A 24,701-nucleotide genomic window follows, 5' to 3' on the forward strand; every position below is an offset into this window, starting at 1 on the left:
TGGCAAGTTGGCAATAAAACATTAAAAATAACTTACCATTTGCGAATTTCAGTAGAAGGCCCTCAACGTATGATCGAAATGGATAAAGCGCAGCGCATGAGTTTGACCGCGCAGGTGGAATCGTCACTGCGCAGCGCGCTGATTGTTGGCAAGTTAAAACCTGGTGCACGGCTGGTAACGCGCGATCTGGCGGCGCAGCTTGGCACCAGCATCACGCCGGTACGCGAAGCATTATTGCGACTGGTTTCTGCCGGAGCGCTGGATGCCACGCCAGCTGCGGCGTTTCTGGTGCCGGAAATGACACGCCAGCGCTTTGATGAGATTACGCTAATTCGTAAGCAGCTTGAAGGATTAGCGGTGAGGGCGGCGACGCCATTTTTGGGAAAAAAACAGATTTCCGAGCTGAAAAAACTCTGCACGCGCTTTATGCAAGCCAAACAAAGCGGTGATGCCGAGTCGGCGTTAGAAGCCAATCGCGCGTTCCGTTTTACGCTCTATGGCTATGCGCAAATGCCAACGCTAGAGGCACTGATCGAACAGCTTTGGGTGCAGATCGGTCCGTGCTTTAACTATCTCTATCCGCAGCCGGCCGAGGTGGTGAATGGGCATCATAACTATGATCACCTGCTGGAAGCGTTACAGGCCGGCGATGCGGTCACCAGTGAAAAGATATTGATGAAAGCGATTGATGATGGTGCTGCGATTTTGCATCAGCACTATTTTAATCAGTAGAAAGTCATAAGAGCGCAATTCATTGCGCATCTGATTAACCGCGCGGTCACCGCAATGACATAAAACCTTCATTTCCTTCCGCTAGCTTACCGCCATTCTGATTTCTGGATTGCGGATGCATGAGCCACCTTTCGCTTCACCACATCACTAAAGCCTGGGGCGAGAAAACCGCCCTGGACGACATCAGCTTCGACGCGGCAGAAGGCGCGTTTGTCGCGCTGCTCGGTCCTTCGGGCTGCGGTAAATCGACGCTGCTGCGCACCATCGCCGGGCTGGAAACAGCCGATCGCGGGGCGATCCACTTTAAACACGCCGACATCACCCATCTGCCGCCGTCGCAGCGCAAGCTATCGATGGTGTTTCAGTCCTATGCGCTGTTTCCCCACCTTAACGTGCGTGAAAACCTGCTGTTTGGTTTGAAAGCGCGCGGTGAGGAGAAACAGTCTTTTGCTGCACGCCTTGATAACGTCAGCAAGCTGATGGAGCTGGATAAGCTGCTGGATCGTTTGCCGTCGCAGCTCTCCGGCGGACAACAGCAGCGCGTGGCGCTGGGCCGTGCGGTGATCGCCAATAACACGCTGTGTTTAATGGATGAGCCGCTGTCGAACCTCGACGCCAGGCTGCGGCAAAGCATGCGCCGTGAAATCCGCGCGCTGCAGAAAAAACTCGGTTTGACCATGCTGTACGTCACGCACGATCAGACTGAAGCGATGAGCATGGCCGACAGCATTATCCTGCTCAACGATGGCCACATCGAACAGCACGGCACGCCAGACGATCTCTACAACAATCCCGCTAGCGTGTTTGCCGCACAGTTCATTGGCGCACCGCCGATGAATATCCTGCCGCTGCAGCGCAATGGCGCGCATCACTATCTGCTGCATCTCACCGCGCCGGTAGTGGAATACCGCGACGCGCCGCTGAGCCTTGGATTGCGTGCCGAAGATATCCAGCTGATAGCCGCAGAACAGGCGGCGCTGACCGCGCGGGTGATCAGTTCTGAATATATGGGCGCTGATACCTTGCTGGTGTGCCTGCTTGCTGGCATCAGCGAACCGCTGACCATCAAAGTGCCGGGCATGCAGCGCTTCACCGATGGCAGTGAAGTGGGATTGCAGTGGTCCGCCGCGCGGCAATATCTGTTTCATCGCGAGAGCGGTAAGCGCTGCGTGCCAGCAGAACAACAGATGTTTGCTTCACAGAAAAAATACGCTGTTTAACCGTTGTCATTTGCCCAAGGGAAAATCATGTCTGCGATTCGTTATTCACGTCTTTCTGCATTAGTCCTCGCCGTCACCACCTCAGCTTTTGCGGCTGAACCGGTCAAGCTGCAAATGTATTACCCGATTGCGGTGGGTGGCAAAGTGAGCCACACCGTTGATTCGCTGGTGGCGGATTTCCAGAAAGTGCATCCGGACGTGAGCATTCAGCCGGTGTATACCGGTGACTACGCCACCACCGTGACCAAAGCGCTGACCGCCTTTCGTGGTGGCAACGCGCCGCAGCTGGCGGTAATCGGTGATATCGAAGCGTATTCACTGATTGATGCCGGTGCGATTGTGGCGGCCAGCGATTTAGCGCAGGGCGAGGAAGGCAAAAAATGGATCGACGGTTTCTACCCGGCGTTTCTGCGTCACATTGACGGCAAAGTGTGGGGCGTACCGTTCCAGCGTTCAACCGTGGTGATGTACTGGAACAAACGGGCGTTTGAGAAAGCCGGTTTGAATGCCGATACGCCACCGGCCAACTGGCAGCAGCTGGTCGAGTTCAGTAAGAAACTCACGATCAAAGATGCCAACGGCGTCAGCCAATGGGGCATCGAGATTCCGTCCACACCAAACGGCTACTGGAACTTCCAGGGCTTGTCCGCCACCAACGGCGGTCGCCTGGATAACGGCAAAGGCACAGCGGTGCACTTCAATACGCCGGGCAACGTGGAAACGCTGCAGTGGTTGACCGATCTCGGCCAGAAAGAGGACGTGTCGCCAAAGGGTGCCATTGCGTGGGGCACCACGCCGCAGGACTTCATCAGCGGCAAAACTGCCATGATGGTGACCACCACCGGCAACCTGACCAACGTGCGTGATAACGCGAAATTCCCGTTCGGTGTGGCGATGCTGCCGGAGAAAACCCAGCGCGGCAGCCCAACCGGCGGCGGCAACCTGTATGTCTTTAAAAATGCCTCGCCAGAACAGCAGAAAGCGGCGATGGAGTTTATCCGTTGGGTAACCTCACCCGAGCAGGCGGCGCGCTGGAGCATCGCCACCGGTTATGTAGCGATCTCTCCGGCGGCATGGGATACCACGGTGATGAAGGATTACGTTAAAGAGGTTCCTCAGGCATTGGTGGCGCGTGAACAGCTGAAGTATGCGCAGCCAGAACTCTCGACTTACAACAGCGTGCAGATTCAGGATGCGCTCAATCACGCGGTAGAAGCGGCGGTGACGCAGGCGAAAACGCCAGCCGAAGCGCTGGAAGGCGCGCAGAAGCAAGCCGATCGTCTGCTGAAGTCTTATCAATAATGACGAGCACGATTCTCACCGCCGCGCCGGTTCGTCGTCCCCGGTTATGGTCGATGCAGCTGTATGGCTACCTGCTGATTTTACCGGCACTGAGTTTTTTACTGCTGTTTACGCACTATCCGGCGGTTGCGACAGTATGGGAAAGCCTGTTCAGCGCAGCACGTAACGGTCGTCCAGCCCATTTTGTTGGGCTAGATAACTATCTTGCGCTGCTGGATGACGACATCTTCATTCAGTCGCTGTGGAATAACCTGCTGTATGCGTTGATCACCATTCCGCTGGCGGTAACGCTGGCGCTGCTGATGGCGCTGGCGGTCAATCGTCACATGCGTGCCAATGCGCTGGTGCGCACTGCGTTCTTTATTCCTTCGCTGCTGCCAATGATCGCCATCGCCAATCTGTGGCTGTTTTTCTACACGCCGCAGTTGGGTTTGCTGAATAAGCTGCTGGCGCTGTTTTCGCTGCCGGCGATGAACTGGCTCGGCGAACCGGGTAGTGCCTTGTACTGTTTGATGGCGGTTTCGGTATGGCGCGAAGCGGGCTTCTTTATGATCTTTTATCTCGCCGCTTTGCAGCAGATCGATCCGCGCCTCAGCGAAGCCGCGCAGATAGAAGGGGCGTCACGCCGCTATTTCTTCCGCCGCGTGCAGTGGCCGCTGCTGATGCCTACCACACTGTTTGTGCTGATCAATGCCTCGATGAATGCGTTTCGCATCGTCGATCAGGTAATCGCGATGACCAACGGCGGGCCGAATAACAGCAGTAGCCTGCTGCTGTTCTACATCTATCGCACTGCCTTCAGCTTCTGGGATATGCCCGCCGCAGCGGCAATGACGGTGGTACTGCTGGTGATCCTCGCCGCGATTGCGCTGCTTAAATTCAACCTGCTGGACAAGCGAGCCCATTACCAATGAAGCCGACAATCACGTTTGGTCGCCTGTGTCTGAATATGGGCATTGGGCTTGCCGCGTTGCTGTGGTTTTTACCGGTTCTGGTGGCGATCTGGGTGGCGATTCATCCGGCATCCGATCAGGCGGGCTTTTCGCTTTTTTCGCCGCTGACCTTACAGAACTTCGTTAATGCCTGGCACGCCGCGCCCTTTGGTCGCTACTTCCTCAATACCAGCTTGCTGGTGCTGATGATTGTGGTGGTGCAGCTGATTCTGGCGACCATGGCCGCTTACGCGTTAGTGCGCTTCCGCCTGAAATTCTCCGGCGCGATCTTCGCGCTGATCCTGCTGCAGCTGATGATCAGCCCCGACGTGCTGATTCTGAATAACTACAAAACCATCGGCGCGCTGGGTTTCCGCGATACGCTGACCGGCATCGCGCTGCCGTATTTCTCCTCGGCCTTCGCCATCTTTCTGCTGCGCCAGACCTTTAAAAGTATTCCGCTGGTATTGGAAGAGGCGGCGATTGTGGAAGGTGCCAGCCGCTTTTACATTCTGCGCAAGATTTACATCCCGCTGGCGAAGCCAATCTATGTGGCGTTTGCGCTGGTGTCGATCAGTTTCCACTGGAATGATTTCCTGTGGCCGCTGGTGATCACCGATTCGGTCAACGTGCGGCCGCTCACCGTGGGCCTGCAACTGTTCTCGGCGCCGGAGCAGGGCGTGCAATGGGCGTTGATTGGCGCTGCTACGTTAATGACGACGTTGCCGCTGTTGGTGCTGTTCCTGATCTTCCAGCGTCAGTTTATTCAATCGTTTATGCGTGCTGGTATTCGCTAAGGAGTGCTTTTCGTGTCTTATCCGCATCCGCTGACTGAACTGCAGCGTGAACTGCTGGGCGATGTCGCCGAGCTCTATGCCTTGCCCGATGTGCGTTCCGCGCCGCTGAGCAGCACGCTGCGTTTTGGTTTGATTGCCGATCCGCAATATGCCGACATCGACGCCGATATGGCGAAAAATCTCTACTATCGTCACGCGCTGCATAAGCTGCCGCAGGCGATTGCGGTGTTGAATCAGCAGCCGCTGGATTTTGTCGTTACGCTGGGGGATTTAGTCGATCGCGACTGGAACAGCTACGCGGCGATATTGCCGATTTACGATCGCCTCGAACATCCACATGCGGTGGTGCTGGGTAATCACGATGCGCAGACCATCGCGCAGCATCTCAACGAAGCCGCTGCGCTACCCAAAAGCTATTACGCCTTTGGGCTGCAGGGCTGGCGTTTTATTGTTTATGACGGCAACGACATCAGCCTCTATTGCAACACGCAGAACGGTGACGATCGCAAGCAGGCGGAGGCGATGCTGGTGGACCTGACCGCGCGCCAGCAGCCGCAGGCGAAACCCTGGAACGGTGCGGTAGGAACGCAGCAAATGGCGTGGATTGAGCAGCAGTTGCAGCAAGCCCAGCAGCAAGGGGAGAAAGTGGTGGTGTTTGGGCATTATCCGCTGGCGCCGCATAACAGCCACAACTTACTCAACGGCAGCGCGCTGGCAGAGCTGCTTTCTAGTTACAACATACAATGCTGTTTCTCTGGGCACGATCATCGCGGCGGCTTTGCGCGCATCGGTCAAACAGGCTTCTATACGCTCAAAGGGATGCTGGATGGGGCAGAAGAGGTGCCGTTTGCGGTGGTTGAAATTGAGGGCGATGAAGTCATCGTGAAAGAATATGGTGTCGAGTCGCCATTTATGGCGACCACTCATGATGATGCCGGCATCTGCCCGCGCTGACGAAGAGTCGCAATCTCTTCGGCGCGTTGCAGCAACTGCTGCAAATCATCCTCATCGATATCCAGCACTTCACCGCTCTCCAGCGCCAGATGCAGATCTTCACGCGTAATCGCTACGTTGATCACCACAGGCGGCGCTTTGGTTTCCGTTGCCGCCAGCGGATGCGGGTAACGGCGTCCGGCGAGATTGTTAAACAGCAACGCCAGCAGCGCGAGGCAAACCGAGTTCAACAGCACCGGCGTCAGAATAAAGTGGTAACCCAGTTGCTGAACGCCGTTACCGCCCAAAATTGCGGTCAGCGCCACCGCGCCGCTCGGTGGATGCAAACAGCGCAGTTGAAACATCAACGCAATCGTCACACAGGCCGCGATGCCGCACGCCAGCGCGGGATGGGAAACCCACAGCGCGGTGGTGACGCCAACAACGCCCGCCACCAGATTGCCGCCGACAATTGACCACGGCTGCGCCAGCGGGCTGTTCGGCAGACCAAACAGCAATACCGCTGAAGCGCCCATCGGCGCGACAAACCACAGATTCACTCCACCCAGCAGCCAGTGGCTGGTCAGGCTGGTCATCATTAAACCCAATCCCGCGCCAATGCTGGCGATGACCATCTGCTTTCTGCCTCCCGGTAACGGATGAGGCCAAAGGCGGGCCAGAAAGGTGCGCACGGAGGTTATCCACGTCACCGATGGCTGATTTGTCATTACGGAATCACTCTGTCATAAGAAAAAACGATGGGTGCGAATTGTCGCTGATCGATCCGCTGACAACAACCACATTGTTAGTGTGCTGTTATATCGTGGTAAGAGAAATGCTGATGATTGTCGCGAGGCTTAACCAACGCCTAAGGTTGCTGTATAGTCCGTTTTTTTTCGGAGGAACCATGCTGCCTAACTCATCCACACGCCTGAACAAATACATCAGCGAGAGCGGAATCTGCTCACGCCGCGATGCCGATCGTTACATCGAGCAAGGCAACGTGTTCATTAACGGTAAACGCGCTGCCGTCGGTGCGCAGGTGTTTGCAGGGGATGAAGTCAAAGTGAACGGGCAGCTGATTGAGCCGCGTGACGAAGAAGATTTAGTGCTGATTGCGCTGAACAAACCGGTGGGCATCATCACCACCATGGAAGAGGGTGAGCGTGACAACATTGGTGATTTCGTTAATCACAGCAAGCGCGTGTTCCCGATTGGTCGCCTGGATAAAGATTCGCAGGGACTGATTTTCCTCACCAACCACGGCGATCTGGTGAATAAAATCCTGCGTGCCGGTAATAACCACGAAAAAGAGTATGTGGTCACCGTTGATAAACCGATCACCGATGAATTTATTGCCGGAATGGGCGCGGGCGTACCGATGCTCGGCACCGTCACCAAAAAGTGCAAAGTTAAAAAAGAGTCGACCTTTGTCTTCCGCATTATTCTGGTTCAGGGGCTGAATCGTCAGATTCGTCGAATGACCAAGCACTTCGGCTTTGAAGTGACCAAGCTTGAACGTACGCGCATCATGAACGTCAGCCTGAAAGGGATTCCGCTCGGCGAGTGGCGCGATTTGACCGATGACGAGCTGATCGATCTGTTCAAACTGATTGAAGACTCATCATCCGAAGATCAAAAAACGCAGAAGACGCAGGCGAAAAAGAAACCCGCCAGCGCGGCGAAAAAGCCCGCGGCGGTTGGCGCTAAACCGGGTGAAAAAGCGGGGGCAAAACCGGCTAATCGCCAGCGTTTCGCCCAGCCGGGTCGTAAGAAGAAAGGGCGTTAATTCTCTTTCCCCGCGCACAGCGCGCGGGGAAAAACCGTCACTTGTCGTTGCCAAACCCTTGCTTCTTCAGCGCGTCCAGCACGTGCGGGAAGTAAATCTTGTGATAATAACCGCTAACGCTTTCACTCCAGCTCTCGCCATCCTCACGTCCGGTATTTTTCCAGTGCTGCACCATCTCCTGATTGTAGGCAGCGATGTGTTGCTCCAGTCCATCACGTTGATAGCGCTCTTCATGGCGGAAGGTGGCCAGCGGCAGACGCGGCTTCTGATGCGCAGGCTGATCGACATGGCCAATCACCACGCCCGCCACTGGGAAAGTATATTCCGGCAAATCCAGTAAGCGGATTAACGCCTGCGCATCGCGACGAATACCGCCAATCGGCACAATGCCCAAACCTTCTGCACGCGCTGCCGCCATGATAGAACCCAACGCAATACCCACATCGGTTGAGCCCGACACAATGCTTTCGATGCTCTGCTGCGCGATCTGCTCGCGGTCGATAGCGTTCATCGCCAGACGCGATTTATGCATATCCAGCACCAGGGTAATAAACACCGGGGCTTTGGCAATCCACGGCTGACCGCCAGCAATCTGGGAGATTTGTGCGCGTCTTTCAGCATCGCGCGTCACCACCAAAGAGACCTGCTGCGAGTTCACCGAGGTTGGCGCGCGATAGGCGGCCGAAATGATGCGATCCAGCACCGCATCCGCAACGGGAAGGTCGGTAAAACTGCGATCGCTTTTATGACTGGTGAAAATATCGATTAATGAACTCATGGATCCTCCTGATTGGGAGGCGAGAGCGTAGCAGAAGAGTGAGTGATGTGACTTAACCGTTGTTGCCGTGGCTAACTACTTCTTTTGAATAAGCAAAGTGCGGAATGGGATAAGCGATGAGACCGGTGCATAAAGCACCGGCTAAGCGACTCTGGCTTCAGCGACAGCCGGATGAACGCTGCGATCGGGTCCGCTCAGCATCACCGGTTTACCGGAACGTAATCCGCGTTGGAACTGGGTCATGCGTTCATGGCTGATCCCGGCTCCGCACCACAGCAGGTGATGATCGTGGCGGCTTTCTGAACTGTACCGCATCGGTTGTGAGGTTTGATCCACCTCGACGCAGAACCCTTGTCCGGTAAGGCGAATGGCTTCCAGCCACACTTCCGTTTCATCGCCGGTGCTGACCACTTCCAGTAACAGTGGCATCTGCTGCTGACGGGCTGAAGCGCGTTTTACACAGTCGCTGTGATGAACGATCGCTTCATGAAAGCGCGTTAACCTGCGTGATGCGCCGCGACGCGTATCATCACGCAGCCAGCGGTTGAGCGGTTTCATCAGCACATTGACGAAATCGTCGCTGCTGTAATCGCCCGCCAGATTGCGCACAGTACGCGCTAGTTCTCGATCAGAGCCTAACTCCAGCTGCCGTAACAGATCGCCGCGGCGTGCCACCCAACCAGACGAAGAGTAATCGAGCCCGCAGTGTCGACCTTGATAGATTTGCCACAGCGTGGCGCCACCCGAGGTCAATGCCATCATGGCGAGCACTTCATCAACCTGATGTCGGCTCCAATCCTTATTGACGTGATTCTCAGAAATTAATCCACCGCGCAACCAGCGACGTAAATTGGCGCGGTTGGCACCGGTAATGGCGCAAACGGTTTCAGTTGAATAAAAGTTCATTACGAGCCCTCAGATAGAGGGTGAATGGCCGTGGGTGCTAATCCAGGATGAGTGACCATCCTGAACCTTATCTGTATGGATTACCAGTATCTTTACGTAACTGTGCATAAAAAACCGACAAAGCGCAGCGGGAAAAAACGCACCGAACTAGTGCGGATTGGCTATTACCAATCGCCAGCTAGCCTAAGGAGAAAATAGCATTATGGATAAAAAATGGCTGTGATAATTTTTATTTCACACGCCAGATAACAGGCGTCACACAACATTATTTTATAGTTTCCAGGGATATTAAGAATGAAAAAGCACCGCCTGGCAGGTCTGTTATTGGCTTCTCTATCACTATTATCAGGAATGGCGCACGCCGAGGATCAACCGATTCCGTCGCTGGCGGGTAAACGCATTGGCATCACCGTCGCGGGTACCGATCACTACTGGGATTTGAAAGCTTATCAGGGACAAATCGATGAGGTGAAGCGCCTTGGCGGAACGCCGATTGCGCTGGATGGCGGGCGTAAAGAGTCGCAGCAAATTGCGCAGATTCAGACGCTTATTGCGCAAAAACCGGATGCCATCATTGAAACCCTCGGCACAGCGTCGGTGCTGGAACCCTGGCTGAAAAAAATCCGCGAAGCGGGCATTCCTTTATTTACCGTTGATACCGCCAGCCCATCCAGTATTAACGTCACCACATCGGATAATTTTTATATTGGCGAACAGTTAGCGTTAAAACTGGTAAATGACCTGCGCGGCGAAGGCAATATTTTGGTATTTAACGGTTTCTATGGCGTGCCGGTAGTCGCAATGCGCTACGACCAGTTAAAAGCCGTGCTGAAGTGGTATCCGAAAATTAAAATTATCCAACCTGAATTGCGCGATGTCATCCCGAATACCGTGCAGGATGCGTATGCGCAAATCAGTCAATTACTGAATAAATATCCGAAAGGTTCAGTGCAGGCGATTTGGGCGGCGTGGGATGTGCCGCAAATCGGCGCCACGCAGGCGGTAGACGCTGCCGGACGCAACGAAATCAAAACGTACGCGGTGGATGGCAGCCCGGATGTGGTGTCACTGGTTAAAGATCCCAAATCCAGCGCGGCAGCGGTGGTGGCGCAGCAGCCGTATGTGATTGGCCAAACTGCGGTGCAGAACGTGGCGAAATACCTCGCTGGCGATCGTTCGCTGCCACCCGCAACCTATGTGCCGTCGATTCTGGTGACCAAAGAGAACGCTGCCGAAGCGCAGAAAACCCTGGGTCAAACGGATGGCAAATAACGCGCCACTACTGCAACTACACGCCATCAGCAAAGCTTTTGATGGCGTGCCTGCGCTGCAATCGGTGTCGCTCAGCGTGCATGCCGGTGAAGTTCACGGCTTGATTGGCCATAACGGTGCGGGCAAATCGACGCTGATCAAAGTGTTAGGCGGTATCCACGCCGCCGATCGCGGCAGCATCGAGCTGGATGGCCAGCCGCTTACGCTCGCTACGCCCGCGCAGGCGCAACGCCAGGGCATCGCCATCGTGCATCAGGAGCGATTGTTGCCTGGCTCGCTGACGGTGGCAGAAGCGCTGTGGCTCGGCAACGAACCGCGCTTAGCCGGTACGCCGTTTATCCTGCGACGTCGTATGCGCCAGCAGGCAGAGCAGCAGCTGCAGCAGCACTTTGGTTTGCAACTCGATCCTGATGCGTTGATCGCCACGCTGAGCGTGGCGGAGCAGCAACTGGTGCAAATCTGTCGCGTGCTGCAAAACGCGCCGCGCGTGGTGGTGCTGGATGAACCGACCGCCGCGCTGGCGCGCCATGAAGTGCATGCGCTGTTCCGGGTAATTGAACGCATGCGCCAGCAGGGCATCGCGCTGCTTTATGTTTCGCACTATCTCGATGAAATTCAGGAGCTGTGCCAACGCGTCACGGTGCTACGTGATGGCAAAGACGTGGCGCAGTTCGACGCAGATCAACTATCACCGGCGGCACTGATCGCGGCGATGGTAGGCGACGCGCGTCATGGACTGGCACCGCGTCAGTCGCGCCGCGCCGGTGCGCAAGTACTGCAGGTTACTGCGCTCAGCGCGCCCGGCAGTTTTCACAGTGTGTCGTTCACCGGCCGACAAGGCGAAATCATCGGCATCACCGGCTTGTTAGGTTCCGGCGGTAAAGCGCTGATTCGCGCGCTGTTCGGGCTGGAAAACGGCGTCAGCGGCAAGGTTACGCTGGGCGAAGTGAGCGGCGTGCCGGCTTCACCGCATGCCGCAGTGAAACGCGGTATCGCCTTTGTACCGGAGGATCGCCGCGCCAACGGCGTCGCGCTGGATCTGTCACTGCGTGACAATGTCACCTTAACCACGGTGCAGCGCTTGCTGCGCTGGGGTGGCGTTTCGCGTCAGGCGGAGAGCGAACTGGTGGCGAAGAACATTCAGCAACTGGATATTCGCACGCCGGGGCAGCTGGCGGCGCTGCGTCAGCTTTCGGGCGGCAACCAACAGAAAGCGGTGCTGGCCAAATGGTTAAACACCGGTGCGCGCCTGTATTTGCTGGATGAGCCCACGGTGGGCGTTGATATTGCGGCTAAGGCGGCGATTTATCACACATTGCAGCAGTTGGCTGATGATGGCGCCCTGATTCTGGTGTTCTCCACCGATTTACTCGAACTGCAAACGCTGGCCGATCGCATTATGGTGCTGGCGCGCGGCGAACATGTCGCCACGCTGGAGGCACAGCACACCAGCCATCAGGAAATTCTCTCCTGGGCTTCGGGCACCGGCGCGTTAACGGAGCGAGCTTCATGAGTGATATTACCCAATCTGCACCGGTTGCAGCGCCACGCAGCGTGCGCGGTCAGCAGTGGCTGCAACACGTTTCGCTGCTGATTATTGTGCTGGTTTTAGCCGTCTTTGCCTGGCTGTCGCCGATTTTTCTTACGGTGATGAATCTTGGCAACGTGCTGCAGCAGACCGCGGTGGTTGGCACGCTGGCGCTTGGCTTAACGCTGGTTTTAAGCGGCGGCGGCTTGCAGGGTATTACCGGCGGCATTGATCTGTCGATTGCCGCCAACCTTGGCCTAAGTGCGGCGGTGTTTGCCAGCCAGCTCAACGCCGGTCAGCCCATCGCGATTGCCTTGCTGCTGACGCTGTTAACCGGTGCGGCTGTGGGTTTGTTTAACGCGCTGGCGATTGTCTGGCTGGGGATTTTGCCGCTGCTGGCAACGCTCACCAGCATGAATATCGCTATCGGCCTGGAAATGGTGCTGACCAGCAACGCCTCGGTGTCAGCCAGCAGCGATCTGCAAAATCTGTTGTTAGGCAACGGTCCGCTAGCGGTGTCGTGGCTGGGCTGGTCGTTTCTGCTGCTGGCGTTTGGCGTGATCGCCTTGAGCCGCCTGACGTCCTTTGGCCTGCGCTTGCAGGCGGTGGGCAGCCATCCGCAGGCGGCGAATGCGGCGGGCATCGGCGTTAAACGCTATCAGGGTTTGAGCTACGTGTTGTGTGGCGTCAGCGCGGCTATCGCGGCAATTGCGTCGGTGTCGCTACTAAGCGGCAGTTCGCCTGGCGCCAACGACAATCTGTTGATGGTGATCGCGGCGGCGCTATTGGGCGTGGTGTTTTCCCGTCGTCTGGTGCCGACACTTGGCGGCGCACTGATTAGCGCGCTATTTCTCAGCCTGATTGCCAACGGCTTTCAGCTGATCAATGTCTCAAGTTACTGGATAAACGGCGTCGAAGGCGTGTTGATCCTGTTAGTGGTGGCGTTAACCGCGCTGTTACGTCGTCGCCAGTCAAGGAGAACGCAAGGTGTCTGACTCTTTGTTATCACCTGTCGCGCCACGCCCGCGCCAGACCGGCTGGCTGCGCGCCATCATCGTGCTGACCTTTGTAGCGCTGCTCGTGTTCTTTATTGTCGCGGCGCCCGCTTTTGCCACTGTCTCCAATATTCGCAGTGTGTTGCTCAATAACGTCGCGCCGCTGGCGATCGTCGCCCTGGCGATGACGTTGGTGACACGCATTGGCGCGATTGATCTCTCGGTGGGCACGGCGATCGATATTGCCTGTCTGGTTTTGGTGACACTGGTGCTGCATCAGGTCAGTTTGCCAGTGGCGCTGTTCGCGGCATTAATTGCCGCGCTGCTGGTTGGCGTGTTTAACGCCTTTTTGGTGACACAGTTGGGCGTGGAGCCGTTTCTCGCCACGCTTGGCACGCTGTTTATCGGACAAAGCGTGCAGCAGCTGTCGTCAAATGGCGGACAACCGGTTTATCTGCTGAGCCAGAAACTGCCCGATGGGTTTTCGGCGATAGGTCACGGCGCGCTGCTCGGCATTCCGCTGCCGTTGTGGCTATTGTTGCTGGTAGCGCTGGCGCTCTATCAGTTGCTGCATCGCAGCGCCACCGGCCGTTCATTGCGGGTGATGGGCGAGCAGTACAGCGTTGCGCAGCATTCGGGCGTGCCAGTGAAACGACTCACTGCGCTGGCGTTTATTCTCGCAGCGTTGATTGCCGGTATCGTCGGTTTGATTCTGGCGGCCAACGTCAAAGCCTGGGTGCCGCTGTCGGGCAATGCCTATCTGCTGAATGCGATTGGTGCCAGTTTTATTGGCGCCACCTTCGCGCCATCACGTCGGCCCAATGTGTTAGGCACGCTGCTTGGCGTGGTGCTGCTGAGCTTTATCGCCAACGGCTTGCTGCTGGTCGGCTGGAATTTTTACTGGCAACAGGTCGCCACCGGCGGATTAATTTTCATTGTGCTGGCCGTCGGGGCTCTGCGCGCGCGTCGTCACAGCTGAGAGAGGTCAAAGATGAGCCGGGCACCGTTTTTACTGTTTGGTTTTATGATGAATGTGCCGGGCCACATCTCCGCAGGATTGTGGCGGCATCCGCAGGATCAGGCTCATCGCTATACCGAATTGCGTTACTGGACCGATATTGCCCAACAGCTGGATCGCGCCGGGTTTGATGCGCTGTTCATCGCCGATGCGCTGGGCCAGCTGGACGTGTGGCAAAACAAGCCGGACGCGGCGTTGCGTCTGGCGACACAAATGCCGGTTAACGATCCACTATTGCTGGTTTCTGCAATGGCAGCGGTGACGCAACATTTGGGCTTTGGTATTACCGTTTCCACCACCTACGAACAGCCGTATCTGCTGGCACGCAAATTCACCACGCTTGATCACCTGAGCAACGGACGCATCGCCTGGAATGTGGTGACGTCAATGCTGGATTCAGCGGCACGTAATCTGGGGCTGACGCAGCAAATTCCGCACGATGAACGCTACGATCGCGCGCAGGAGTTTCTCGATATCACCGGCAAGCTGTGGGAAGGATCGTGGGAAGAGGACGCGGTGCGGCGCGATAAGCAAAACAGCGTGTATAGCGATCCGGCCAAAGTGCACGCTATCAAGCATGCCGGGCGCTGGTATCAGGTACCGGATGCGCACCTAAGCGAGCCCAGTCCGCAGCGCACGCCGGTGCTGTTTCAGGCGGGAACCTCCAGTCGCGGGGCGCAATTCGCTGCACGCAACGCGGAAGTGATATTTCTCGGCGGCGTTACGCCGCAGGCCATTGCTGCGGATATCCAACGCATTCGCCAGTTAGCCGCAGCAGAAGGGCGCCATGCGGCTTCGCTGCGTTTCGTCACAGCGATCACGGTGATCACCGCAGAGAGTGATGAAGCCGCGCAGACTAAATATCGCGATTATCAGCAGTACATCAGCGAAGAGGCCGCGCTGGCACTGTTCTCTGCGTGGACCGGTATCGACTGGTCACAGGAGGATTTGGATACGCCGCTGGCGTTTCGTGAAACCGATGCCTGTCGCTCAGCCTTAGCCAGCCTGACGCGCATTGACGATCAAAAACGCTGGACGCTGCGTGATGCGGCGCGCTACATCGGCATTGGCGGATTGCATCCGCTGCTGATCGGCGGCCCAGAGAGCATTGCCGATCAGCTGGAACAGTTTGCCGCGGAGTCGGGTGTTGATGGTTTCAATCTGGCGTGGGCGATTAGTCCCGGCAGCTTTGAGGATTTTATCCAGCATGTGATGCCGGTGCTGCGGAGCCGAGGGCTTATCCGCGAAACGCCTGCGCACGCCGTAACCTTGCGCGAACGGTTGTTTGGTCAGCCGCGACTCACGGCTGACCATCCAGCGGCACGTTTTCGCCACCGTTAACTCCAGGCATGGCGCGGCGGCGGGGTGCCATTGAGGTAATAATTGCCAACATGGTAATACTTCCAGCGCACCGGATCGTGCAACGTGTGGGTGCGCGCATTGCGCCAGTGGCGATCGAGGTTGAATTCCTGCAGCGTTGAGCGCGTACCCGCCAGTTCGAACAGCTTGTTACCTGCCAGAATAGCGATTTCGGTAGTTAACACTTTGGCTTCAGCGGTAGCAACCGTTGCTGCTGCAACCGTGCTTTCATCGGGTTGCCGCAGCGCCAGATCAATCGCTTCGCCAGCGCGCCACAGCAAGGCTTCAGCGGCGTGCAGGCGAATTTTCAAATCCCCGACTGCCGCCAGCGTAAAGTGATCATCGGATGCGCGCTCCTGGCCGCTATCAATCCACGGACGTGACCGCTCGCGCACAAAATGCAGCGTGTCTTCAACAGTGCCGCGAGCAATGCCCACATCCACCGCCGCCTGAATAATCTGCGAAATCGGACCGGCGGCAGTCGGGCGCTCAAACGCCTGATAAGCCGGGATCACGCGGGATTGCGGGGCGCGCACGTTTTCCAGTAGCACGGTGCCCGATGCCGTGGTGCGCTGACCAAAGCTCGACCAGTTGTTAATGATGGTCACGCCCGGCGTGTTGCGATCCAGCACGATCAGATGCGCGCGATCCTGGTCGTCGAGCGCCACTGCGTGAATCCGATGCGCCAGCAGCGCGCCGGTGGCGTAGAATTTCTCGCCGTTGATCACCACGTCATCACCTTCACGCTGAAAACGCGTCTGGAAATCGGCGACGGTGCGCGAATTCTTCTCGGAGAAAGCGTTGCCCCAGCGCAAGCCAGCCAGCACTTCGCCCAGTAGTTCTTGTTTCTGCGCCTCGCTGCCATCCGCCACCAGATGCGCCACGCCGGCTAAATGGTTCTGCGGTAGCTGACCGAGTGCGGAATCTGCCGCCGAAATGATGGCGATGACTTTCGCCACCGTCACCCAGGATACGCCCGCGCCGCCATAGATTTTAGGGATCGCCATCGCCCACAAGCCACTTTGTGAGAATGCATCCAATTCGTTGAGCGGCAAGATGCCTTCGCGGTCGCGCAGTGCGGCGTCACGCGCAAACTCTGTGGCCAGACGTTGAGCAATCTCAATGGCTTCGGCATCATCACGAATGATATGCGCCGGTTCAGCAGGTAAGGGAATGGGTGCTTCAGGCTGTTGGGAATTGACCTTCAGGATGTGGGTTTGGCTGAGCGACATGAGAACTCCCGATAATGACGATGTAGGGAAAATATCTTCTCATGCGCTCAGCGCGCGCCATATCTCAATTGCGGCTATGCAAAGTGAAAAATAGCGTTAACACAACGGTTTACTGCGCGACTTTCACCACGGTTTTACCGAAGTTTTTGCCTTTTAGCATATCGAAAAACGCCTGCGGGGCATTTTCCAGCCCGTCGATCATGTGCTCGCGGTAGTGGATTTTTTGTTGCTCCACCAGCGGCGTCATCGCTTTGAGGAATTCAGGATAACGGTCGCCGTAATCCTGGAAGATGATAAAGCCCTGCATGCGAATACGACGTTTAAGAATGCCGCCCATGATTTGCGGGGTGCGATCTGGGCCTGGCGGTAATTCGCGGCTGCTGTAACCAGAAACCAGGCCACACACCGGCACGCGCGCCGCGGTGTTCAGCAACGGAAATACGGCATCAAACACTTTGCCGCCAACGTTTTCGAAGTAGATATCAATGCCGTCCGGGCAGGCAGCCGCCAGTTGTTCCGCAAAGTCGTCACGATGGTGATCGATACAGGCGGAGAAACCGAGCTTCTCAATCGCATAACGACACTTCTCTTCACCCCCCGCAACGCCGACGACATGGCAGCCTTTGAGTTTGCCAAGCTGACCCACCGTTGCACCGACCGGGCCGGTAGCCGCCGCGACCACCAGGGTTTCACCCTGTTTTGGCTGGCCGATATCCATCAAGCCCATATAGGCCGTAAAGCCCGGCATACCGAGAATGCCCAGCGCCCAGGAAGGATGGGGCAGATCGCCCAATTTCGCCACGCCGTTTCCGTCCGAAACCGCATAGCTTTGCCAGCCGCTTTGCGCGAGGACCACATCGCCTTGCTGGAAATCCGCGTGTTTAGATTCCACCACTTCGCTCACCGTGCCGCCAACCATCGGTTGGTCGAGTTCAGCAGGTGCAGCATAAGATTTGCTGTCATCCATGCGCCCGCGCATATAGGGGTCAAGCGACAAATAGAGCGTGCGCAGCAGGATTTGGCCGTCCTTCACGTCAGGAATGGGCTGCTCCACCAGGCGGAAATTCTCTTTTACCGGTTCGCCATGCGGGCGTGAGGCTAATAGCCAAGCTTGATTACGTTGATTAGATTGCGACATTTTTACCTCTATTAGCGTTTCCACGTGAGGCAAGTGTAGACGAGGAAAAGGCATTAAGGCCGCCTGTGCAGAACTTAAGTGTTGCTATATGATAACATTTTGGTAAAAATATAGACATTGTTATCATATACCAACAATAGAGGTTTTATGTTGCCTGGTTTGCAAGCAATAGGCGCTAAATGTCAGGAAAGGCGCAAGGCTAACCGTTGGACTCAAGCCGACGCTGCGACGCGTGCAGGCATTCATCGCACGGTTATTTCACAGATTGAAAACGGCCATTACGCGGGATCGTTGAAAGCATTTACTCTTTATTTGACGTCACTGGGATTGAAACTTTCAGCCATTGATTTCTCATTTCCACAGCTAGAAGACCTAAACACTTTATTTGATGAGGATTGACCTCATCCTTGCATGAATTTTCAATATGTAACTTTTGAAGTTACTTGCTTTATCGGGAGGATTTGTCCTTCAGGTAAATTAATTATCTACATTATCTTAGTTTTCATAGCTGTAACTACCCGAATGTCTTCAAATAACAACTTCTGAGAAAGCACTTTATGGAACCTGGGCCATTTGTGTACCAGATCACCATAAATGGTGACCCTACGGGATTTATAGCGATGGTGAGTCAAATTAATGCATTGATGCAGCAGCGCGGGTGTTGAGGCGACATCCCAAACCGCTGAACGAATGAGGGATTCCAGGGCGAGCCGCATGGATGCGGCGAGAGGCGGCTCTGAGCAGGAGCGAATCGGCGCCGGTCCGTCAGGAATCGTGAATGACTGAAGGTACCGCGCAGCGGCGGATTGGGCTGGCGCAAGGCCCGGGAGTGCAGAGGGCGCGGCCAGGCGCCCTTTGCTCGGTCGCCGCACGGCAAAACTGAAACAATCTGAGCCTATGGCGAACGAAAGTCGCTCAGTTTAATGTGAGGTATGCTCAGGCACGGGGCCTGTAGTGAGCCAGCGCACAAACCAAGCGTAAACTTGTCGACGCGAATTAATATAACACCATGAATTTTAACAATCATAGGGCATTTGCCTAAGCGGTCTCGGGCAATGCCACATACACCTGGCCACACTCTGCTGCATATACCTATAGCGATGCTTTTCTCCCTACAGGTGACGCATGACACAACAACAATACGTATTATCGCCCGATCATGACGCGCATATCGCCTCGGCTATCGGCAAGTTCTTCCGCCGCATCATTCCGATGCTGGCGCTGATGTTAATTGTGAACCAGATTGACCGGGCTAACATTGGCTTCGTAAAAGCCGAACTGCAAACGGATGCAGGCATTAGTGCGGCCGCCTTCGGCTTAGGCGCGGGGCTGTTCTTTATCGGTTATGCGCTGTTTGAAGTGCCGAGCAACATGATGCTGAAGAAACTCGGCGCACGCGTGTGGCTGACGCGCATCATGATTACGTGGGGCATGGTGGTGGTGCTTACCGGTTTTGTGAGTACGCCGCTGCATTTCTATCTGCTGCGTTTCCTGCTCGGCGTGGCGGAAGCCGGCTTCTTCCCTGGCGTGCTGTTCTATTTTCGTCAATGGGTGCCGAATGCGTGGCGAGGGCGAGCTACCGCGTTGGTGTTGAGCGCCACCGCCAGCGCTTTTCTATTCTCCGGTCCGCTCACCGGTGCCATTCTGATGATGCATGATGTTGGCGGCATCGCGGGCTGGAAATGGGTGATGTTTGTGGAAGGCGGCGGATCGATGGTGATCGGCTTGCTGGCCGCCTTTGTGCTGGTATCCAAACCGCAAGGCGCGAAATGGTTGAGCGATGCCGAGAAACAGGCGCTGGCGCAGCAGTTAGCGCTGGAAGATGATGCGCGCGAAGAGCACGCGGTGAAACACGGCCGCTGGGGCTTGATCAGCGATCGCAGCCTTTTGTCTTACTGCCTGATCTTCTTCACCATGACCATGACCGGCTACACGTTAGTGTTCTGGCTGCCGCAAATCATTCAGCGTATTCAGGGCTTCAACAGCTTTGAAACCGGATTGCTGACCGCCGTGCCGTGGCTGTTCGCTATCGTCGCGCTGTTTCTGCTCGGCAAAGCTACCGACCGCTATCGCGATAAACTGGACAAAGGGCTCGGCATCGCCATGCTGATCGCCGCGTGCGGCACCTTTATGGCCACGCTGGGTACGCCGTGGTTTGGCTTTGTGGCGATGATTGTGGCCTGCATCGGATCCAAAGTGAGCGCGGCGTTCTTCTGGCCGATGCCGCAAAGTGAATTACCCGCCTCGATTGCCGCGCCCGGCATTGCGCTGATCAACTCGATTGGCAACCTCGGTGGCTTCTTTGCGCCCACGGTATTCGGCTACCTCGAAATGCACACCGGCAGCACCACCGGCGGACTTTACGCGCTAACCAGCGTGTCTGTGGTTACCGGACTCTATTTGCTGCTGCGTCGCAAACCTGTTCCACCCGCTTTCGGTCACACGGAGAGAAACCATGTCAGACAGTCCAGTCATTAAATCGATGCGCATCGTGCCGGTTGCCGGCTACGACAGCATGTTATTGAACATTGGCGGCGCCCATAACTGCTACTTCACGCGCATCATCGTGATATTGACCGATTCCGCCGGACATACCGGCGTTGGCGAAACGCCGTGTCATGCATCCACCTTGCAGTTGCTGGAACAGTTTCGCCCGCTGATTGAAGGCAGTTCGCTGCTGCGTCTCAACGCGACGCTGAGCCAGTTGTTCAGCAGCGAGGCACGTCAGCAACAAACCCCACACACCAACGACATTCATATCCCGCAGATGAATCCGGAGAAGTTTTATAACGCCGCCGCCGCCATTGAAGCGGCGCTGCTGGATCTGCAGGGCAAGCTGTTTAACCTGCCGGTAGCGGACCTGCTCGCCAGCGGTAAACAGCGCGACCGCATTCCGGTGCTGGGCTATTTGTTCTACATCGCCGATCGCAAGCGCACCAATATGCACTATCGATCAGGGGAGCATGAGCAAGAAGGCTGGTTCCGTCTGCGTCATGAAGCGGCGATGGACAGCGAGGCCGTGGTGCGACTGGCCGAAGCGGCAGTTGAGCAATACGGCTTCCGCGACTTCAAGCTCAAAGGCGGCGTGCAGGCAGGCGAAGTGGAAGTGGCAACGGTGGAAGCGCTACTGGCGCGCTTCCCAGAAGCACGCGTCACCGTCGATCCTAACGCCAGTTGGTCGCTGGATGAGGCGATTCGCTTTGGCAAGCAGCTGGCGGGAAAGGTGCCGTATCTGGAAGATCCTTGTGGCGCTGAACAAGGCTATTCCGGTCGGGAAACGCTGGCCGAGTTTCGCCGCGCCACCGGCGTGCCGGTCGCGACTAATATGATCGCCAACGACTGGCGCCAGCTGCATCATGCGCTGCAACTGAATGCCATTGATATTCCGCTCGCCGATCCGCACTTCTGGACGATGCGTAACGCCAACGTGGTGGCGCAGCTGTGCAACGAATGGGGGCTGACAACCGGCTGCCACTCCAATAACCATTTTGATATTTCGCTGGCGATGGTGGCGCACCTGGGTGCCGCCGCGCCTGGCGATCGTCAAACCGCCTTTGATACGCACTGGATTTGGCAGGATGGTCAGCAGCTTACGCGTCAACCGCCGCAGATCCGCGATGGTTATCTGGAGTTACCGCCGGGGCCGGGATTGGGCATCGAGCTGGATATGGATCGCATCGAACAGGCGCATGCGCTATATAACGCGCTGCCGGATAAAAATCGCAACGATGCGCTGGGGATGCAGTTTTTGATCGATAACTGGCGCTATGACGCCAAACGTCCGTCATTGGTACGCTAAGGAAGCAGCATGAAGAACCTATTACGCGCGGCAACGCTATTAGCGTCGTTGGCCGCCAGCGCGCCGTTGCTGGCGCAGACTTTTGTCTACGTTTCAGAAGCCGATGATGGCACCATCGCGCGCTACGCGCTGAATGAGCAAACCGGTGCATTGCAACTATTGGGACGCACTCAGGCCGGCGGCAAGGTGATGCCGATGGCGTTGAGCGCCGATCATAAACATCTGTACGCCGCGATTCGCAGTAAACCGCTGCAACTGGTGAGCTGGAACATCGACAGCATAACGGGCGATCTCAGCCAGTTGAATAGCGTATCCGCTGCGGCCAGTTATCCCTACATCAGCACGGATCCGCAGGGTCGTTTTCTGCTGGGTGCATCCTATGATGGCGATGTGGTGCACGTTTACCGACTCAATAACGATGGCAAGCTGATGGCGCCGCCGGTCGGCAGCTACAAAACCGGACATGCCGCGCACTCGGTGATTGTCGATGCGAGCGGCGAGCAGGCTTATGTCGGCAATCTCGGCACCGACCGCGTGCTGCAATTGAAACTGAGCGCCGAAGGCGAACTGTCGGGGTTAGGCAACGGCTATGTGAAAACGGCGACAGAAAACGGACCGCGCCATTCGGTGTTGTCGCCGGATAATCGCTATCTCTACAACATCGGCGAGATGGGCGGCATCATCACGCAGTTTCGTCGTGAAGCCAGCGGTGAGCTGGTGAAAGTGGCGGAGACGCCGAATGCGGTAGCGGAAAAATATCAACTGCAACACGGCAAAGAGCGACCGCCGGGCTACAGCGACACCACGCCGCGCATCTGGGCGGCCGATATTCATCTGACGCCCGATGGCCGTTTTCTCTATGTCAGCGAGCGGACCAGCAGCACCATCAGCGGATACCGGATTAACAAAGCAGACGGCAAACTGACGCTGATTGATAGCTGGCAAGTCGAGAAACAGCCGCGCGGCATCGCGATCACCGCTGACGGACGTTGGTTGATTGCCAGCGGCGAAAAGAGTGCGGTGACCGGCAGCTATGCCATTGATCAAGAAAGCGGGGCGCTAAAGCGCGTTGGCGAAGCACCGGCCGGCGGTGACGCCAATTGGGTGACGGTGGTGAGTTACAAATAATCCCTAAGGATTGCCATTAATGGCGACCAGGTGCGCCTTACAGTTGCTTATATTTCTCGTTAGTTAAAGTGTAGCGGTGGGCTGGCTGAATGATAATGCGCTCAAAGTTGCAAGCACTTGTGAGCGCGATTCATAAATATGATATGCGTGACAATGTCACTGATTGGGGTAAACAGAGTGCGACAAGGTCCCTCGACGATCGACCTTTCTTACGGCTGACCACAACAGTGCGGTGACAATCCAGCCAATAATCCACGACACATCATTACCGGCAAAAATCCAGGTTAACGAACCGTGATGCAGTGGATTATCAATGAACGGCAACTGTACCAGCACGCCGCAGAAGTAGACAATTATGCCCGCCCAGTTCCAGCGACCGTAACGTCCGTTGGGCTGGGAGAGTGCCGGTACATCGACTTTACCTTTGGTGATCAGGTAGAAATCGGTCAGGCTGATTGCGCTCCACGGCACAAAAAAGGCCAGTAAAAACAGCAGGAAATGGGTGAATGATTTCAGGAAAGCGGGTTCGCTAATCAGCGCAATCACACAAGAAATCGTCACCATCAACACCACAAACAGAATGCGGCCGCCACGACTTAATGCGGTTTTCTGACGGAAGCCAGAAACAATGGTGGTGAGTGACATAAAGCTGCCGTAAGCATTCAGCGTGGTGAAAGTGATTTTGCCGAAGCAGATCGCAAAATAGATCACCATCGCCATCGTAGCGCTGCTGCCTAAACTGACAATATAGCCAACCTCGTTGCCAGAGAAAGCCTTACCGACAATCGCCGCGACAATTACACCCAACGTCATTGAAGCCTGCGTTCCTAAAACCGTGCCGAAGAAAACGCAGCTGAAAAGTTTTTTGGCTGAGACGTTAGCCGGTAAATAGCGCGAATAGTCAGAAACATACGGGCAAAATGCAATCTGCCATGACGACGACAACGAAACCGCAAGCAGGAAGTTAGCGACCGTGAAATGCTGGTTCTGCCACACCGCGGACAGATCATGGGTTGAGAGCAACGTGATAAACAGGTAAACAAAGGCAAGCACGCCAATCACGCTGGCTACTTTACCGAGCTTGTGAATCACGCGATATCCCAGCACCGCGATGACGACGATAATCGCACTGAACAGGATCATGCCTGACGCATTGCTGGTATTAATCAGTTTGGCGAGCGCCTGTCCGGCCAACACCGTGCCGCTGGCAGAGAATCCGACATACATGATGCACACCAACACCAACGGAATCACCGCACCATATACGCCAAACTGCATGCGGCTGGTGATCATTTGCGGCAATCCGAGACGCGGTCCCTGAATGGCATGCAGTGACATGATCGCCGCGCCCACAACTTGCCCAACCAGCAAGCCGATGATCGACCACACCACATCGCCGCCCAACACCACGGCCAGTGCGCCGGTTACGATGGCGGTGATTTGCAAATTGCCGCCAAACCACAAGGTGAACTGGCTGAAAGGATGTCCGTGGCGTTCGCTCGGAGGAATGTAATCAATGGATCGCGTTTCTGACAGGCGCTGTTTCTCTGCGCCGGCGTGATCTGCTGCAGGTGATTCGGCTGACATAGTTTCCTCGCTAAAACGGCTAAAGATGGGAAATTATTGTTAGTATGATGTGGCTTCTCTTGGTGGTACATGTATATACATGTGGCGATATTGTCATGCAGCATGAAAACTTACAATACGATCGGTCATTGGAAAATGTGATGACGCGGGCAAGGTTGGGAAGTTATGAAATGGATAGAACGGAGGAGTTGATATGACGTCGCTACGTGAATTCTGCAAAAAGAGCAGGGTGGAAGTTGCCGAGAATTCACGTAGC

The 24,701-nt window shown here is 56.0% G+C and carries 22 protein-coding genes; 16 read left to right on the top strand and 6 right to left on the bottom strand.

Annotated elements, in window-relative coordinates; translation table 11 throughout:
• The first annotated feature begins 69 nt into the window (after positions 1–69).
• The 6 genes from ACYAC5_RS09690 to ACYAC5_RS09715 all read left to right on the top strand — a co-directional run bounded on the left by ACYAC5_RS09690 (position 70) and on the right by ACYAC5_RS09715 (position 5,937).
• Positions 70–732, top strand: coding sequence for a GntR family transcriptional regulator (locus ACYAC5_RS09690; protein ID WP_462062907.1), 663 nt, complete (start codon positions 70–72; stop codon positions 730–732).
• A 119-nt stretch (positions 733–851) separates the two neighbouring features.
• On the top strand, positions 852–1,952 hold the full coding sequence (locus ACYAC5_RS09695) for an ABC transporter ATP-binding protein (protein ID WP_312463800.1): 1,101 nt from the start codon (positions 852–854) through the stop codon (positions 1,950–1,952).
• 27 nt (positions 1,953–1,979) lie between these two features.
• Positions 1,980–3,254 carry an ABC transporter substrate-binding protein gene (locus ACYAC5_RS09700; protein WP_312463801.1) on the top strand — a complete coding sequence of 425 codons (1,275 nt, stop codon included), beginning with the start codon at positions 1,980–1,982 and terminating at the stop codon, positions 3,252–3,254.
• Entirely contained in the window at positions 3,254–4,168 is a 915-nt protein-coding gene (locus ACYAC5_RS09705) for a carbohydrate ABC transporter permease (protein ID WP_312463802.1), read from the top strand. The genes ACYAC5_RS09700 and ACYAC5_RS09705 overlap by 1 nt, the downstream gene beginning before the upstream one ends.
• The gene (locus ACYAC5_RS09710; RefSeq protein ID WP_462062910.1) at positions 4,165–4,983 is read left to right on the top strand and encodes a carbohydrate ABC transporter permease; all 819 of its coding nucleotides are present in this window, start codon (positions 4,165–4,167) and stop codon (positions 4,981–4,983) included. The genes ACYAC5_RS09705 and ACYAC5_RS09710 overlap by 4 nt, the downstream gene beginning before the upstream one ends.
• Before the next feature lie 12 nt (positions 4,984–4,995).
• Complete coding sequence (locus ACYAC5_RS09715; RefSeq protein WP_462062912.1) at positions 4,996–5,937, top strand: metallophosphoesterase; 942 nt, start codon at positions 4,996–4,998, stop codon at positions 5,935–5,937.
• Here the strand turns inward: ACYAC5_RS09715 and ACYAC5_RS09720 are convergent.
• Positions 5,907–6,644 carry an HPP family protein gene (locus ACYAC5_RS09720; RefSeq protein ID WP_462062914.1) on the bottom strand — a complete coding sequence of 246 codons (738 nt, stop codon included), beginning with the start codon at positions 6,642–6,644 and terminating at the stop codon, positions 5,907–5,909. The two genes, ACYAC5_RS09715 and ACYAC5_RS09720, sit on opposite strands and share 31 nt — an antisense overlap.
• 179 nt (positions 6,645–6,823) lie before the next feature.
• Between ACYAC5_RS09720 and rluF the strand changes: the two genes are divergently transcribed.
• Positions 6,824–7,705, top strand: coding sequence for a 23S rRNA pseudouridine(2604) synthase RluF (rluF, locus tag ACYAC5_RS09725; RefSeq protein ID WP_137385783.1), 882 nt, complete (start codon positions 6,824–6,826; stop codon positions 7,703–7,705).
• Positions 7,706–7,742: 37 nt separating this feature from the next.
• Here the strand turns inward: rluF and ACYAC5_RS09730 are convergent, their stop codons facing one another.
• Entirely contained in the window at positions 7,743–8,483 is a 741-nt protein-coding gene (locus ACYAC5_RS09730) for a nitroreductase family protein (protein WP_101764410.1), read from the bottom strand.
• A gap of 141 nt (positions 8,484–8,624) precedes the next feature.
• Entirely contained in the window at positions 8,625–9,389 is a 765-nt protein-coding gene (locus ACYAC5_RS09735) for a hypothetical protein (RefSeq protein WP_462062915.1), read from the bottom strand.
• A 294-nt stretch (positions 9,390–9,683) separates the two neighbouring features.
• Between ACYAC5_RS09735 and ACYAC5_RS09740 the strand changes: the two genes are divergently transcribed.
• Genes ACYAC5_RS09740 through ACYAC5_RS09760 form a run of 5 tightly spaced genes read left to right on the top strand, consistent with a single transcriptional unit; the run spans position 9,684 to position 15,543 of the window.
• A complete protein-coding gene (locus tag ACYAC5_RS09740) occupies positions 9,684–10,661 on the top strand; it encodes a sugar ABC transporter substrate-binding protein (protein WP_101764408.1) in 978 nt (325 codons plus the stop codon).
• Entirely contained in the window at positions 10,651–12,174 is a 1,524-nt protein-coding gene (locus tag ACYAC5_RS09745; protein WP_462062917.1) for a sugar ABC transporter ATP-binding protein, read from the top strand. Before ACYAC5_RS09740 ends, ACYAC5_RS09745 begins: the two co-directional genes overlap by 11 nt.
• Positions 12,171–13,184 (top strand): ABC transporter permease, encoded by a 1,014-nt coding sequence (locus ACYAC5_RS09750; RefSeq protein WP_312463808.1) that lies wholly within the window; start codon positions 12,171–12,173, stop codon positions 13,182–13,184. The genes ACYAC5_RS09745 and ACYAC5_RS09750 overlap by 4 nt, the downstream gene beginning before the upstream one ends.
• Positions 13,177–14,163: an ABC transporter permease gene (locus tag ACYAC5_RS09755; RefSeq protein ID WP_277974868.1), complete on the top strand. Its 987-nt coding sequence runs from the start codon at positions 13,177–13,179 to the stop codon at positions 14,161–14,163. The genes ACYAC5_RS09750 and ACYAC5_RS09755 overlap by 8 nt, the downstream gene beginning before the upstream one ends.
• A gap of 12 nt (positions 14,164–14,175) precedes the next feature.
• Positions 14,176–15,543 (top strand): LLM class flavin-dependent oxidoreductase, encoded by a 1,368-nt coding sequence (locus tag ACYAC5_RS09760; RefSeq protein WP_462062919.1) that lies wholly within the window; start codon positions 14,176–14,178, stop codon positions 15,541–15,543.
• Here the strand turns inward: ACYAC5_RS09760 and ACYAC5_RS09765 are convergent.
• Both ACYAC5_RS09765 and ACYAC5_RS09770 read right to left on the bottom strand, forming a co-directional pair.
• Complete coding sequence (locus tag ACYAC5_RS09765; protein ID WP_462062920.1) at positions 15,540–16,793, bottom strand: SfnB family sulfur acquisition oxidoreductase; 1,254 nt, start codon at positions 16,791–16,793, stop codon at positions 15,540–15,542. The two genes, ACYAC5_RS09760 and ACYAC5_RS09765, sit on opposite strands and share 4 nt — an antisense overlap.
• A gap of 109 nt (positions 16,794–16,902) precedes the next feature.
• Positions 16,903–17,931: an NADP-dependent oxidoreductase gene (locus tag ACYAC5_RS09770; protein ID WP_192411840.1), complete on the bottom strand. Its 1,029-nt coding sequence runs from the start codon at positions 17,929–17,931 to the stop codon at positions 16,903–16,905.
• Between the two features lie 147 nt (positions 17,932–18,078).
• On the opposite strand from ACYAC5_RS09770, the gene ACYAC5_RS09775 reads away from it, so the two are divergent.
• From ACYAC5_RS09775 to ACYAC5_RS09790, 4 genes are all read left to right on the top strand, one after another.
• Positions 18,079–18,330, top strand: coding sequence for a helix-turn-helix domain-containing protein (locus ACYAC5_RS09775; protein WP_192411839.1), 252 nt, complete (start codon positions 18,079–18,081; stop codon positions 18,328–18,330).
• Positions 18,331–19,056: 726 nt separating this feature from the next.
• On the top strand, positions 19,057–20,409 hold the full coding sequence (locus tag ACYAC5_RS09780; protein ID WP_192411838.1) for an MFS transporter: 1,353 nt from the start codon (positions 19,057–19,059) through the stop codon (positions 20,407–20,409).
• The gene (locus ACYAC5_RS09785; protein ID WP_192411837.1) at positions 20,387–21,730 is read left to right on the top strand and encodes an enolase C-terminal domain-like protein; all 1,344 of its coding nucleotides are present in this window, start codon (positions 20,387–20,389) and stop codon (positions 21,728–21,730) included. Before ACYAC5_RS09780 ends, ACYAC5_RS09785 begins: the two co-directional genes overlap by 23 nt.
• Before the next feature lie 9 nt (positions 21,731–21,739).
• On the top strand, positions 21,740–22,858 hold the full coding sequence (locus ACYAC5_RS09790; RefSeq protein ID WP_462062921.1) for a lactonase family protein: 1,119 nt from the start codon (positions 21,740–21,742) through the stop codon (positions 22,856–22,858).
• Between the two features lie 156 nt (positions 22,859–23,014).
• On the opposite strand, the gene ACYAC5_RS09795 is transcribed toward ACYAC5_RS09790, so the two are convergent.
• On the bottom strand, positions 23,015–24,445 hold the full coding sequence (locus tag ACYAC5_RS09795; protein ID WP_462062922.1) for a purine-cytosine permease family protein: 1,431 nt from the start codon (positions 24,443–24,445) through the stop codon (positions 23,015–23,017).
• Between the last annotated feature and the right edge of the window lie 256 nt (positions 24,446–24,701).

The organism is Pantoea sp. y20 (assembly GCF_054903455.1).

Coding starts and splice junctions, on each gene's coding strand:
- ACYAC5_RS09690 (WP_462062907.1), top strand. CDS start 70: ATGATCGAAATGGATAAAGCGCAGCGCATGAGTTTGACCGCGCAGGTG.
- ACYAC5_RS09785 (WP_192411837.1), top strand. CDS start 20,387: ATGTCAGACAGTCCAGTCATTAAATCGATGCGCATCGTGCCGGTTGCC.
- ACYAC5_RS09795 (WP_462062922.1), bottom strand. CDS start 24,445: ATGTCAGCCGAATCACCTGCAGCAGATCACGCCGGCGCAGAGAAACAG.
- ACYAC5_RS09695 (WP_312463800.1), top strand. CDS start 852: ATGAGCCACCTTTCGCTTCACCACATCACTAAAGCCTGGGGCGAGAAA.
- ACYAC5_RS09765 (WP_462062920.1), bottom strand. CDS start 16,793: ATGTCGCTCAGCCAAACCCACATCCTGAAGGTCAATTCCCAACAGCCT.
- ACYAC5_RS09740 (WP_101764408.1), top strand. CDS start 9,684: ATGAAAAAGCACCGCCTGGCAGGTCTGTTATTGGCTTCTCTATCACTA.
- ACYAC5_RS09780 (WP_192411838.1), top strand. CDS start 19,057: ATGACACAACAACAATACGTATTATCGCCCGATCATGACGCGCATATC.
- ACYAC5_RS09720 (WP_462062914.1), bottom strand. CDS start 6,644: ATGACAAATCAGCCATCGGTGACGTGGATAACCTCCGTGCGCACCTTT.
- ACYAC5_RS09770 (WP_192411840.1), bottom strand. CDS start 17,931: ATGTCGCAATCTAATCAACGTAATCAAGCTTGGCTATTAGCCTCACGC.
- ACYAC5_RS09745 (WP_462062917.1), top strand. CDS start 10,651: ATGGCAAATAACGCGCCACTACTGCAACTACACGCCATCAGCAAAGCT.
- ACYAC5_RS09775 (WP_192411839.1), top strand. CDS start 18,079: ATGTTGCCTGGTTTGCAAGCAATAGGCGCTAAATGTCAGGAAAGGCGC.
- ACYAC5_RS09735 (WP_462062915.1), bottom strand. CDS start 9,389: ATGAACTTTTATTCAACTGAAACCGTTTGCGCCATTACCGGTGCCAAC.
- ACYAC5_RS09710 (WP_462062910.1), top strand. CDS start 4,165: ATGAAGCCGACAATCACGTTTGGTCGCCTGTGTCTGAATATGGGCATT.
- rluF (WP_137385783.1), top strand. CDS start 6,824: ATGCTGCCTAACTCATCCACACGCCTGAACAAATACATCAGCGAGAGC.
- ACYAC5_RS09750 (WP_312463808.1), top strand. CDS start 12,171: ATGAGTGATATTACCCAATCTGCACCGGTTGCAGCGCCACGCAGCGTG.
- ACYAC5_RS09760 (WP_462062919.1), top strand. CDS start 14,176: ATGAGCCGGGCACCGTTTTTACTGTTTGGTTTTATGATGAATGTGCCG.
- ACYAC5_RS09790 (WP_462062921.1), top strand. CDS start 21,740: ATGAAGAACCTATTACGCGCGGCAACGCTATTAGCGTCGTTGGCCGCC.
- ACYAC5_RS09705 (WP_312463802.1), top strand. CDS start 3,254: ATGACGAGCACGATTCTCACCGCCGCGCCGGTTCGTCGTCCCCGGTTA.
- ACYAC5_RS09730 (WP_101764410.1), bottom strand. CDS start 8,483: ATGAGTTCATTAATCGATATTTTCACCAGTCATAAAAGCGATCGCAGT.
- ACYAC5_RS09700 (WP_312463801.1), top strand. CDS start 1,980: ATGTCTGCGATTCGTTATTCACGTCTTTCTGCATTAGTCCTCGCCGTC.